Below are 13,845 nucleotides of genomic sequence, written 5' to 3'. Positions count from 1 at the left end.
TTTTGACTTGTACTTCGGGTGCATCAGAAAATACACGGTAAAATTAGCATAAATTCTTCAACTCTGAAACACCAAAAAAATTTGTTAAAATTCCTAGCAAAAACCGATCTAAAATAGGAAAATGGAACTGCTTGGAGTCGCCTGGGATGAGCCAATGTTTGAATCCTGACTGCTTGTTTAATAACCCGCCAAACACTCTATTTTGTCAGCGTTGTGGTGTAAAATTACTATTAGCCGAACGTTATCGAGCAGTAGAAATTATCGGTCAAGGCGGGTTTGGTCGCACCTTCAAAGCGATAGACGAGTTCAAACCCTCAAAACCCTTTTGTGTGATCAAACAGTTTTTTCCGCAAGCGCAGGGAACAGAAACCGTAGAGAAAGCCAAACAACTTTTTGAACAGGAAGCGGTTCGTTTGGATGAGTTGGGAAAACATCCGCAAATTCCCGAACTTTACGCCTATTTTACCCAAGATAAACGTCAGTATTTAGTTCAAGAATATATTCAAGGAAAAAACCTGCAACAAGAGTTAGAGGAGTCGGGAACTTTTAACGAGACTCAAATTTTACAACTGCTCAAAAAATTACTTCCGGTCTTATATTTTGTTCACAAAAATCAAGTGATTCATCGGGATGTAAAGCCGGACAATTTGATTCGTCGAGCTTCCGATAAACAACTGTTTTTAGTAGATTTTGGTGCGGCGAAATTGGCGACTCGTACCGCCTTAGCCGTCACCGGAACAACTATTGGTTCTGCTGGATATGCGGCACCCGAACAAGCTTTGGGAAAAGCAAATTTTAGCAGTGATATTTACAGTTTGGGGGTGACTTGTATTCATCTGTTAACCCAAGTTGAACCCTTTCAATTGTACGATGTCAGCGAGGGAGAATGGGTTTGGCGGGATTATTTAACCAATCCTATTAATCAAAAATTGGGGGAAGTTTTAGATAAGATGTTACAGCAGGCGATGAAAAAACGGTATCAGTCTATTCGGGAAATTGTGAATGCAATTTCATCTCAAGCTGCACCTTCTAAAATCGTTTCTATACCTCCCCCTCCACCGCCCCCAACATCGTTAACAAAAGTAATTGCAGCGCCACCGCCACCGCCCCCAACACAGTTAATAAAAGTAGTTTCAGCCAGAGGAGTAGATTACTCTATTCTGCAATATTTTTTGAGTCAGAAACAGTGGAAAGATGCGGACGAAGAAACGGCTAAACTTATGTTAAAAGTGGCGGGAAGGGACAAAGATGGATGGTTAGATACAGGCTCAATTGACAATTTTCCCTGTGAAGAACTTCGCACGATTAACAACCTTTGGATTAAATATAGTAATGTCCGTTTTGGTTTTACTGTTCAGAAACAGATTTATCTGGAAACCGGAAACAAATTAGGACAATACAATCAAACCGGATGGTATCGTTTTGGGGAGGAAATTGGCTGGAAAACGAAGCATGGATGGCTGACAACTGACAACCTCAACTTTTCTCTATCGGCACCAAAAGGACACCTTCCGAGGGGTTTGGGTCCTCTAGGTCGCCATGAGGGTAAACTGTTAGGAATATATCGATTAGTTTTCTCTCGTTTGGCGAATTGTAACCTTTGACATCCAACAATTTATTATCATTATAGATCCCCCCTGCCCCCCCAGCAGGGCTGTTTCATTCAAATTTTTGGCGATCGCTAAAACCTAAACTTGGAAGCAATTTCAGCCTTTTTTTTAGGAAAATCTTTGCTCTGAGAAAAAAAACGGCGATCGCCCCCAAACTCAAGAGTCAATTCGTCGGCTTCTCAACAGTTCTGAGTGGTTGCAATTTAACTTTTTACCCCCCGATCCGGTAACAGGTTGGTCTGTTTTAATGCTTTAATCTCTATGGTGAAACCAACTTTAACCAAAGATTTGAGTTGAATTGTGATCGCCATACAGCCAACGTCTTTTAAATCTTCCCCAAGGCTAGAGAACTTCGATTCAAATTGAGATTAGTTTGGAACAATTAACTTGCGATAGCAGCGAGCAGTAATTAAATAGGGATGAAAAACTTCTAGAAAATTCTGTTGAATCGTTCTCAAAAATACATCGATTTTTTTAGGATCATCTAAATGAAATGGAAATTCCTGATGTTCTCCCTTGAAAAAGTACCAATTGAGAATAATTTTGGCTTGATCAGACATCAACTTATGAAACGTGAGTAACTGTTGACTGGGATCAGGTAAATGTTCAAGAACATCAAAACAAAGAATCGTATCAAACTGATTTTATAATGAAATCTCAGACTGAATCTTAAGTTTATCACTCAGTCCTAATTGTTCAATGCGATATCGAAAAAAAGCTTGATTAATCGGGTTAATATCGCAGTAAGTGACCCGTTCGACTTGGGGAGATAAAGCTGCGGCGATCGCATGAGTCCCAATCCCTCCACCAAAGTCTAACACATGACCTTGAGCATAATCCGTAATCAAACGCAAGGTATTCCCAATGTAATCTTGACTGGAGAGATGCCAAGCTCCCAACTCAAATAAATAGATCTCACCGACTTTTTCACGGTAAAATAGAGAAGCATTTTCCCAGTCAAAATCCCGATAACCCAGTTCAGCGAGTAATTGCTGACTCGACTGTAGTTGTGCTTCGAGAGTCGGTTGATCCAAGTTTAAATAATCTTGTAAGTGTTGCTTGAGATGAAAAGCATCCTGCTGATAGCTCTGCCAAATACTAGGCATTGAAAATGATAACATGAGCAAGAAAAGACTAAGAAAGTTCCCCAAATCAGATCTTATCATGCAAATGTTCTCTCGGTGTTGGCGAATTTTTAATCAAGGCTTGAAAACCTGGGGAGTCATCCTCCTCAGTCTTTGCTTGTTCGTCTGTGGCGGTTGTCAAGTTCAAACCCCAACTGAACCGGGAGTGATTAATTTAACCCTTTGGCATGGAATTAATCCCCCGCCCAACCGAGATGTCTTTCAAAAATTAGTCAATGGGTTTAATCAAACTCATCCCCAAATTAATGTCAACGCCTATTATATTGGTCAACCCGATCAACAAATGCCGAAAATTTTAACAGCAGTTGTTGGAAACGCCTCGCCTGATATTCTCTGGTATAGTCCTCAAATTACAGGTCAACTGGTTGAACTCGATGCGATTGAACCGATAGAAGAATGGCTGAATAAATCGCCAAGAAAAGCTGAAATTGATCCGAGATTATTTGAAGCGATGGAACTAAATGGACAGATTTGGTCAATTCCAATGGCAACAAATAATACCGCAATATTTTATCGTCCGAGTTTATTTGAAAAAGCAGGAATCACCAAACTCCCTTTAACCTGGGAAGAATTTCGCGTCGCCGCCCAAAAACTCACCCGTGATCTCAATGGAGATGGAAAACTCGATCAACATGGTATCGTTTTACCCCTGGGAAAAGGAGAATGGACAGTATTTACCTGGCTGCCTTTTATGTATAGCGCCGAAGGTGAATTAATCGATCAAGATCAAGTCAACTTAGTGAATCCCGGCGCGATCGCCGCGTTGCAGTTTTGGTCAGATTTAATCACCGACAATTCGGCGATCCTGTCTGCACCAGAACGAGGCTATGAACAGGATAACTTTATTTCGGGTAAGGTGGCAATGCAAATTACCGGGCCTTGGACACTCGGATATTTAGAAGCTGCGGGAATAGATTATGGAGTCTTTCCCATTCCCGCCCAAAAACAACAAGCCACCGTTATTGGCGGAGAACATTTATTTGTGATGAAAACCACTCCCCAACACCAACAAGCCGCCCTGACCTTTTTAGACTATGTGTTGAGTGAGGAATTTCAAGCAGAATGGAGTTTAGGAACCGGATATTTACCCGTTAATTTAAAAACTCGTCAAAGTCAAAAATATCAAGATTATTTATCCCAACAACCCGGTTTACAAGTATTTTTAAAACAGATGGCTTGGGCGCGATCACGGCCGATTATTGCAGGATATCGTCGCTTATCAGAAAATTTAGGTCGAGCCATAGAAGCCTCTCTACTCGGCGAGAACCCGCAAGATGCCTTAAAACAAGCGGAAAACCGTTTGAAACTGATGCTTTAAACTAAAAGTCATCTGATCAGAATCGCGAAATCAAGGGCAGAATTGAATCAATATTTCCAGCCATTACACAACGATGAGTTACTGTATAAATCCTCAATGTCTCAGTCCTGTTAATCCAGATAGCGCCGAATGTTGTCAAAGTTGCGGTGAACAACTGTTATTACAAAATCGTTATCGTCCGATTCAAATCTTAGGAGAAGGCGGTTTTGGGAAGACCTACCTCGCAGTCGATGAACACATTCCCTCAAAACCGCCTTGTGCGATCAAACAATTTCATTTTCCCAATCATCAGGTTAACCGTTATCAAAAAGCCGCTAAACTATTTCGTCAAGAAGCCGTGCGTCTCGAACAGTTGGGGAAACATCCACAAATTCCCCAATTACTCGCCCATTTCGAGCAAAATAAACAACTTTTTCTCGTTCAAGAATATATTGCCGGAAAAACCTTAGAACAAGAGTTTCAGCAAAAGGGAATCTTTAACGAAGCCCTAATATGGGAACTCTTGCGGGGCTTGCTTCCGGTGTTGCAGTATATTCACCAACATCAGATCGTTCATCGGGATCTCAAACCTGCGAATATTTTACGACGTTCTCCCTTGGCTTTGGAAGCAGAAAACGCTTTAAGCGAAGTTGTTGAACCCATCCTCACTCGCCCTGGAATCTCTAAAACCAGCGCCTCAAACGTTATTTTAAGTTCGCCCTCTGTACGCCGCAAAGAACATCAATGGGTTTTAATTGATTTTGGAGTCGCTAAACTACTGAGCAATACCGCAATCAATCAAACCGGAACGGTAGTCGGTTCTCCGGAGTTTATGGCGCCCGAACAAACCCGAGGAAAGGCATTTCCAGCGAGTGATTTGTATGGTTTGGGGACAAGTTGTTTGTATTTACTAACTGGAGTTTCGCCTTGGCAATTGTATGATGAAGTCAATCAACGCTGGGTTTGGCGAGAGTTCCTGACTCCTCAATCTCGGGTGAGTGAACGTTTAGGGACAATATTAGATCGCTTAGTCCAACATTCTCTTGACCGACGTTACGCCAACGCCGAACAGGTCTTACAAGCACTGAATACACCGAAAACAGCAATTACGACCCGGACTCCTCTGAAGCCCCCTTCTCGCCCCAAACAACAGCCGAGTCTTGCTCAATTTCGCTGGAGATTACCTGGGATTGTGACTCAGTTTTTACCCGGTTTGAGTCAACCGATAGATGATCTTAGTTCTGCGGTTGGCGTTGATTATAGCAAGTTACAACATTTTTTAGCCGCGCAAAATTGGAAAGCCGCCGACGAGGAAACTTGGGGCGTATTGTGTCAAGCGTTGGGTCATCCTAAACGCTGTTATCTTCATGCTCTTGAGTTGAAACAACTGCCTAGTCAAGATTTGCGAACAATCGATCGTTTATGGGTCAAATATAGTCAAGGACGCTTTGGGTTTAGTGTACAGACTCGCATTTATGAAGAGGTTGAGGGAGATTATGCTCAATTTTGCGATCGCCTCGGTTGGTTAACTTACAATCCCCATAATCCCTCAGTAGGCTTTAGATTTAATCGCTCGGCTCCGATTGGCCATTTACCGTCTCGAATTTGGATTATCGGTTCGGGCCACTGGTGGCAACACGCTCAGGTTATGTCTGAAAAGGTCGTTGAATGTGGCCTTGTATAGTACAGTGACCAGTGACCAGTGACCAGTGACCAGTAACCAGTGACCAGTGACCAGTGACCAGTCAACAGTGACCAGTGACCAGTCAACAGTGACCAGTCAACAGTGAACAGTCAACAGTGAACAGTAACCAGTGATAACTGTAAAAACTGGTCACTGATAACTGATAACTGATAACTGTAAAAGCTGGTCACTGTAAACTGTAAACTGTAAACTGTTTCAACCCGCCCGTGCAGCGATCAAGGACAGGGGGGGAAGCCATTCGCCGTCTAGGATGGGTGAATCAGTCTATGTCAACACCACTCCTTTAAGCAATCCCCTGTGAAGTCAGAAGCCCACGCTATAGCGTAAGCTTGGCGTTGGGTAGTTCACCTTCGATATAAAGCAACGTTAAACTCTGTAACGCATTATTAATATATCTGTGAAAAATGGTAATATTAGAAAATTATCAAATCTACACGCATCGGGTAATGATTAACTTTCCCAAAGTCGTTCACTCTTTTTTAACCTAAAAGCTGTTCTACAAATGGTATAAAATATGGGTAGAGTTTTAGGTAAAAAGTTAAGCTGAATTGACCGATTAGGAAAGATAATCAGTAGGCTTCTAAACCATTTTTCTCTCAGGGAAGTAAGCATTTGGGGAAGCTGTTAAGTGTATACGATTCTGTAGAGAAGAAGCTCTAAATCCGAAGAAACCGGGGTGATAGAAGATTGTAGAGAGGTTGAATGAATGTCTCTACAGCAGACCAGTCAGCTTCTCCCGTTAAATCGAAGATTATAACGGGAGCTTGCGGAGAAACACTGGACTCCAAGCGGTAAGCAGCTGAATAGCCCACCGAGTTCTTTGACGTTTTTCGGGCGTGCGATCGCCAGATCAGACTTGACCAATCTGCATCTGCGTCGTTAATGAAATTCAAGAGTGTATCTGCTGGGTGTTAACACTCATCAGTGTGAGATCAGGGTGCAGGAGATCACAGGACCCGTGACGGGTTGTTGTTCTTTAAACCAGTAGTGACAAGCTATGCCAGGTGTACGAGTCGGAATATTGCATTCATTGAGTGGGACAATGGCGATTAGCGAATCTCCGCTCATTGATGCTGAACAAATGGCGATCGCTGAAATTAACCAAGCTGGAGGTGTTTTAGGTCAGCTCATCGAACCCGTGATTGTAGATGGTGCATCCAGTCCGGCAACATTCGCCTCACAAGCTAAAAAACTCATTCAACAACATCAGATCAATGCCATTTTCGGCTGTTGGACATCGGCGACACGTTTGGCAGTCAAACCGATCGTAGAAGCCTACAACGCTCAACTGTGGTATCCCATCCACTATGAAGGACTAGAAAACTCCCCTAATATTTTTCATACCGGAGCTTGTGCCAATCAACAAGTCGAACCCACCGTTCACTGGTTGATGCAAAACATCGGATCACGGTTTTATCTCCTCGGTTCCGACTATGTTTTCCCCCACACCGTCAATAAATTAGTGAAAATCCAACTCAAAGCACTGGGGGGAAAAGTAGTCGGGGAAGCCTATGCCCCTATGGGAACACAAGACTTCAGCGCCATTATCACTCGCATCCAACAAGCCCAACCGGATGTCATTTTGAACACCCTCACCGGGGATAGCAATATCGCCTTTTATCGTCAGTTTCAAGGGGCAGGTTTAACCGCTCAAGACATCCCGATTATGGCGACATCTGTCTCCGAAACCGAACTCCAAACCATCCGAGAAGCGGCTGTCGGACATTTAAGCTGTTGGAGTTACTTCCAAAGTCTCGACACCCCTGAAAATCGGCAATTTGTTGCCAACTTTCAAGCCAGATACGGGGATACTCGCGTCACCAGCGATCCGATTGAAGCTGCTTATACCCAAGTTTACCTCTGGAAAGAAGCCGTTGAACTGGCTCATTCCTTTGATGTTGATCGCATTCGCACGGCTGCCTATGGGGTGAGTTTTGCGGCTCCGGGGGGATTTGTGTGCATCAAACCCAATCATCATGTTTCCAAAGTTTGTCGCATTGGTCAAGCCTTACCCAACGGACAATTTGAAGTGATATACTCCACACCCAACCGCATCAAACCCCTTCCCTGGCTCGGATTTGAAGAAAGCCATTTCAATACCTCGGAAATGGTGACTCATTTACTAGCTGAAGTCAGTCATAGCATCGAACGAGCCGAACAACTCGAACAAAAATCCATTGAACTCGAAGCGACTCAAGCCCAACTCAAGCAAGAAATCGAAGTTCGCAAGCGCTATGAAGAACAACTCAAAAAGATTAACGAAAACCTGGAACAAATCGTTGAAGAACGTACCGCCGCCCTCAAAGAATCCAATGATCGTTTAGTCGAAGAAATCGTCGAACATAAACAAGCCCGTCTCGCCCTGCAAACCGCCAATACTCGCCTACAAGCCGTATTAGAAGCCGTACCCGGAACCGTTTCTTGGGTAGAGTCTGATCTGCGCTACATCGAGGTGAACCAAAAACTCGCCGATATGTTCAATATACCTCGGGAAAAATTTGCAGGTCAGCACATTGGTTTTCTTGGATCTAGCTCTGATTTTAACGACTTTGTACAAAAATTATTTGCTAGTCGGGATCTCGAAATGTCTCGGGAAGTGATGACCAACATCAATAACAAACCCTGCTATTACTTAGTCGTTGCTCGGAAATATGATAACAACAAAGCAGCATTTGTCGTCGGAATTGACATCAGCGAACGCCGACGCGCTGAAGAAGCCCTCAAACAAGCCAATGTTCGTCTACAAACCGTATTAGAAGCGGTACCCGGAACAGTATCTTGGATAAGTTCAGATCTGCGCTACATTGAAGTCAATCAAACCTTAGCCAACATTCACAGCCGCCCCCGTGAAGATTTTGCCAATCAACCGATAGGATTTTTGGGTGGTGGTTCCCAGTTTAACCAATTTGTTAAACAATTATTTAACCAACCTGAAGTGAATGCCTATCGGGAAATTTCGGCTCGGGTGAGAGGTGAACGACGACATTATATGATTGTTGCTCAAAAGTACAATCAAAACAAAGAAGCTTTTGTTGTGGGGATTGATCTGAGTAATCAAAGACGAGCAGAAGCCGCTTTAGAAAATACTCAAGATCAGTTACAAGCCGTTTTAGATGTTGTACCCGGAACGGTTTCTTGGATTAGTTCAGACCTACATTATTTAGGCGTTAATCGTTATCTCGCTAAAACCTTTGAATTAAACCCGGAAGATTTCATTAACAAGCATATTGGTTTTTTAGATGTTAGTCCGCAATTTAACCAATTTGTCCGAGATTTCTTTGCCAGTTCAGAATCGGATGCTCAACGAGAAGTTGTCTCAATCGTCAGAGGAGAACTGCGGAATTATTTGATTGTTGCTCATAAATATAATCATAAGAAAGCCGCCTTTTTTGTCGGAATAGACATCACCGCCCGTAAACAAGCAGAAGCCAACTATCGCAGTATCTTTGAAAATGCCGTTGAAGGTATTTTTCAAACGACACCAGAGGGATATTTTATGAGTGCAAATCCTGCTTTAGCAAGGATTTATGGTTTTGAATCTCCCGAAGTTTTAATCAACAATTTGACTCATGTGGGAAATCAACTCTATGTTGATCCCGAGCGTCGTCAGAAATTTGTACAAATCATTCACCAACAGGGCGCTGTTGTCAATTTTGAGTCCCAAATTCGCCGGGTTGATGGTCAGTTTCGTTGGATTTCTGAAAATGCCTCAGCCGTGCGAGATAATCAGGGAAACCTGTTGTATTATGAAGGAACAGTCGTTGATATCACCGAACGCAAACAAGCCGAAGATGCACTTCAACAGGCAATGGATGTTTTAGAGTCACGAGTAGAAGAACGCACGGCTGAATTAGTCAGAGAAATAGCAGAACGTCGGCGTATTGAAGGGGCTTTGCGATCGTCAGAAGCCGAACTCAGAGCCTTGTTTGCAGCCATGACCGATGTAATTACCGTCTTTGATGCTCAGGGAAATTACAAGAAAATTGTCACCACAAATTCAGAAGTTTTGTACAGTCCGACACCAGATCGGTTAGGAAAAAGTATATTTGAAGTGTTTCCCCCTGCACAAGCTCGAATGTTTTATAGTCACATTCAAAGAGTATTAGAAACCGGAAAAACCCTGAATGTTGAGTATAGTTTGCCCTTAGAACAATCAGAATCGGGTAAACTGCAAACGACAAATTCTCCCCTCAACCCCGAAAGCACAGAATTAATTTGGTTTGCTGCAACCGTTTCTCCGATGCCCAATAACTGCGTAATTTGGGTAGCACGAAACACCACTGAACGGCGTCGGGTACTTGATGCGTTGCGAACAGAACAGCAAAAATCTGAGCGTTTGTTGCAGAATATTTTACCCCGATCTATTGCCGAACGACTCAAACAAGCTCCCCATTCGATTGCTGAACGCTTTGATAAAGCGACGATCATGTTTGCAGATATCGTTGATTTTACCGGATTTTCTTCTCAAATTGCCCCCACAGAATTAGTCGATTTACTCAATGAGATCTTTTCAGCCTTTGATGGGTTAGCCCAAAAACATGACCTAGAAAAAATTAAAACCATTGGAGATTCTTACATGGTTGTCGGCGGTTTACCCACGCCAAAAGATGATCATGCAAAAGCGATCGCAGAAATGGCGTTAGATATGCAACAGGAAATACGCCGCTTCCAACGCCATGATGGTCAGCCGTTTCGTCTGCGAATTGGCATTAATACCGGGCCAGTCGTAGCCGGAGTCATCGGAACCCGCAAATTTATCTATGATTTATGGGGAGATGCGGTTAATGTAGCCTCCCGGATGGAGTCTCACGGAGAAGCGGGTCGAATACAAGTCACCACCGCAACTCAGGGGTTATTGAAAGATCAGTATATCTTTGAGGAACGAGGGTTCATTCAGGTCAAAGGCATTGGTCGTATGATGACTTATTGGCTGAAGGGGAGAAAATAGTCTATTTTTAACGGCTGACTAGATTCTGAAAGATTTTGCTGAGGCGTTATCCTAAACTAGAGGGATGCTTGATCGCCTCAAGCGTTGTCTGCTCCAAGTTTGAAGGTCTAGAATGTTTACTGCGTTTGACAATACAACTATTTTCATCCTATTCATTGCCCTGGGAATCGTGGGTTGGGGTTACTATCGCGCTCAACCCTATGGTAAACTCGGGGTTCTATCTTGGTTGCAGTCAGTGGTTTTAATGGCACCTTGGTTGCTCTTTTTTGCACTGGCGGCTGCCGGAATTTACCTCAATCTAGCCAGTATCCTCTTTTTATTCCTAGCTTCAACAGGACTATACATCATCTTCGGTCGAAAACTGCGGGTTTTAGCCAGTGAGGATCAGCAAAAACGTTCGGAGTCTCAAGCTAATTCTACCGTCCCCGAGAGCGACAAACCCAGCAAACCCGAAGAAAAAACACCCGTCGAGTCTGTTGAAACCCTCTCACTCTCTCAAGACAAACCGACACCTATTCCCGCCGAAGATCTGAAAATTATTCAAAGTATTTTTGGGATCGATACTTTCTTCGCCACCGAAACTCTACCCTATCAAGAAGGAGTAATCTTCAAAGGAAACCTGCGAACCGACGCCGATAAAGCTTATACTCGCTTATCCGAGAATTTGCAGCAACAAACAGGCGATCGCTTCCGACTGTTTTTAGTTGAAAACCCCGAAGGAAAACCCGTTATTATCGTTCTTCCCCGTAAAAACGATCCTCAATCGACAACAATTCCCCAAAAGGTCTTAGCGATTATTTTACTATTAGTCAGCGTTTTCACCACCTTTGAAGCGGGAAGTTTGTTACTCGGATTTGACTTTTTTACTGAACCTAACCGTTATGCTGAAATTCTACCCATTGCGATCGGTTTATGTTCCATTCTCGCTATCCATGAAATTGCTCATCAACTGATGGCAAAACGTCATCAAGTTAAATTTGGCTGGCCGTTTTTTATTCCCACCATTCAAATTGGAACCTTTGGGGCGTTTAACCGTTTTGAATCTATTCTTCCCAACCGAACCGTTTTATTTGATGTCGCTTTAGCAGGGCCAGCAGCCGGCGGTTTACTCTCACTGGGAATGCTGTTAGTTGGGTTAGTTTTATCTCATCCCGGCAGTTTCTTTCAAATTCCCACTGAATATTTTCAAGGATCAGTTTTAGTCGGAACCTTAGCCAAAGCGGTGTTAGGTTCAGCATTAAATGAACCGATTGTTGATGTTCATCCTTTAATGATTATTGGCTGGTTAGGATTAGTAATTACAGCGATTAATTTGATGCCAGCCGGACAACTAGATGGGGGACGCATTCTACAAGCAATTTATGGGCGTAAAATTGCCGGACGTTCAACATTAGCCACCTTTATTGTACTGGCAATCGCTTCCTTAGCAAACTCTCTAGCATTGTATTGGGCAGTGGTTATTTTAATCCTACAACGCAACCTAGAACGCCCCAGTTTAAACGAATTAACCGAACCCGATGATACTCGCGCAGCGTTAGGATTATTAGCATTATTTCTAATGATTGCTACCCTATTTCCGTTAACTCCAGCCCTAGCCAGTCGCTTAGGAATTGGCGGTTAATTCTAGGATAATCCAGAGTTTTAACGAAAAACTCACCACAAAAACACGCGGATTTCCTCTTTGTGTCTCTGTGTCTTTGTGGTTTTTATTCTTTTCCTTTTTTCAGTTCCATCTCTACGCTTTAACCCGCATTGGAACCCCATTTTCGGGAGTAAACGTTAATCCTCGACGGACAGGTTTTATCGGGCGATTTTCAGTTAATGTGAGTTGTGTTTGAGTCAATACTGTCGCTAACACTAACTTCATTTCTAACAACGCAAACGCATACCCTATGCAGCGACGATTTCCACCGCCAAACGGGAAAAATTCATAGGGCGAAAACTGACGTTCGAGGAAACGTTCAGGGCGAAACTGTTTAGAATTGGGATAAATATCTTCCCGATGATGTACTAAATAAATACAGGGAATTAATTGTGTTCCCGGTTCAAACTGATAGTCCAGAATTTCCATCGTAACTTTCAACTTGCGAACAAACGCAAATATAGCAATCGGATAAATTCGCAAAGTTTCTGAACAAACGGCATTCAAATAGGGTAATTTCATCACTGCACTCGGATCAGTTTCCAGATCACATTGGCTGAGTTCATCCAATAATTTATCTAAAATTTCAGGTTGAGAATGAACCCAATAAAACGCCCAAGCCAATGCAGAAGCGGTTGTTTCATGCCCTGCAAACAGCAACGTCATCAACTCATCTCGTAATTCTTGATCACTCATCGGTTCGCCATTTTCATCTCGCGCCGCCATCATTAAACTTAGAATATCTTCACTCATCGGTTGATTTTTGCGATCGCGAATTTCGGCATACAGCAGTTGATCAATTTTATTTCTTAGCCGTATAAATCGCCCCCAAGGACTCCAAGCCCCCAAATCTTTTTGCAAGTTAGGAAAGAACAAAAAGCTGGCTTTAAACGGCGAATTAAACGTATCTAACCATTCACTCAGCAGTTGTCGCAATTGTTCAAAGCGTTCACCTTGATCTAAGCCAAAAACCGTATTCAAAATCACCCTCAAAGTGATTTCTTGTGTTACATTTCGCATTTGAAACGGTTTATCTTTCGGCAAAGATTGCATCACTCGCTGGGTAATTTCAGACATTCTTTTACCATAAGCTTTCATTCGTTCCCCATGAAAAGGAGGCATCAAAAGTTTGCGTTGTTGAGCATGAGTATTCCCATCCAAAAGCACTAAAGAAAAATCCCCCAATAAAGGTTGAAGACTTTTGTTACTATTACCCGAATCAAAACAACTTGGGTTCAGTGTAAAAATTTGTTCAATCGCTTTTGGATCACTAAATATGGCATAATTTGGAAAGCCTGTTGATGCGCCGCCAAAATTATCTCCGTAACGCGCCCGACTTTCTTCAAGATAGTCTAAATGATTAAAAAGCGCTCGTGCTGTTTGCCACCAAGCAGGGGTTTTGACAAGATGAAGCTGTTTAAAAGTTTTTGCAGTCGGTGAGGGTGTAGTTGTCGTCATCTGCAATGCTCCTGTATTCAGGGTCTTTTATTCTTCTACT

General features: G+C 42.9%; 8 protein-coding genes. 5 read left to right on the top strand and 3 right to left on the bottom strand.

Annotation, left to right across the window (positions count from 1 at the left end; translation table 11 throughout):
* Positions 1–146 precede the first annotated feature (146 nt).
* Positions 147–1,604, top strand: a complete 1,458-nt coding sequence (locus VB836_RS25520; RefSeq protein WP_323223728.1) for a serine/threonine-protein kinase — start codon at positions 147–149, stop codon at positions 1,602–1,604.
* A 374-nt stretch (positions 1,605–1,978) separates the two neighbouring features.
* Here VB836_RS25520 and VB836_RS25515 read toward each other — a convergent pair whose 3' ends face one another.
* Entirely contained in the window at positions 1,979–2,170 is a 192-nt protein-coding gene (locus tag VB836_RS25515) for a hypothetical protein (protein ID WP_235441081.1), read from the bottom strand.
* 84 nt (positions 2,171–2,254) lie between these two features.
* Entirely contained in the window at positions 2,255–2,716 is a 462-nt protein-coding gene (locus VB836_RS25510) for a class I SAM-dependent methyltransferase (RefSeq protein ID WP_323223725.1), read from the bottom strand.
* 64 nt (positions 2,717–2,780) lie between these two features.
* Here VB836_RS25510 and VB836_RS25505 point away from each other — a divergent pair, with 64 nt between their 5' ends.
* The 4 genes from VB836_RS25505 (at position 2,781) to VB836_RS25490 (ending at position 12,326) form a co-directional block, all read left to right on the top strand.
* Positions 2,781–4,073, top strand: coding sequence for an ABC transporter substrate-binding protein (locus tag VB836_RS25505; RefSeq protein ID WP_407659763.1), 1,293 nt, complete (start codon positions 2,781–2,783; stop codon positions 4,071–4,073).
* Between the two features lie 73 nt (positions 4,074–4,146).
* Positions 4,147–5,736, top strand: a complete 1,590-nt coding sequence (locus tag VB836_RS25500; protein ID WP_323223721.1) for a serine/threonine-protein kinase — start codon at positions 4,147–4,149, stop codon at positions 5,734–5,736.
* Positions 5,737–6,754: 1,018 nt separating this feature from the next.
* Positions 6,755–10,705 (top strand): transporter substrate-binding protein, encoded by a 3,951-nt coding sequence (locus VB836_RS25495; RefSeq protein WP_323223719.1) that lies wholly within the window; start codon positions 6,755–6,757, stop codon positions 10,703–10,705.
* A gap of 112 nt (positions 10,706–10,817) precedes the next feature.
* On the top strand, positions 10,818–12,326 hold the full coding sequence (locus VB836_RS25490) for a site-2 protease family protein (RefSeq protein WP_323223717.1): 1,509 nt from the start codon (positions 10,818–10,820) through the stop codon (positions 12,324–12,326).
* Positions 12,327–12,440: 114 nt separating this feature from the next.
* Here the strand turns inward: VB836_RS25490 and VB836_RS25485 are convergent, their stop codons facing one another.
* A complete protein-coding gene (locus tag VB836_RS25485; RefSeq protein WP_323223715.1) occupies positions 12,441–13,805 on the bottom strand; it encodes a cytochrome P450 in 1,365 nt (454 codons plus the stop codon).
* Positions 13,806–13,845: the final 40 nt, after the last annotated feature.

The sequence above is a fragment of the Limnoraphis robusta BA-68 BA1 genome (assembly GCF_034932365.1).
In the GTDB taxonomy this organism is placed as follows: domain Bacteria; phylum Cyanobacteriota; class Cyanobacteriia; order Cyanobacteriales; family Microcoleaceae; genus Capilliphycus; species Capilliphycus robustus.
Note: the sequence above shows the minus strand (reverse complement) of the source record. Positions and strands in the feature narration are given on the sequence as shown.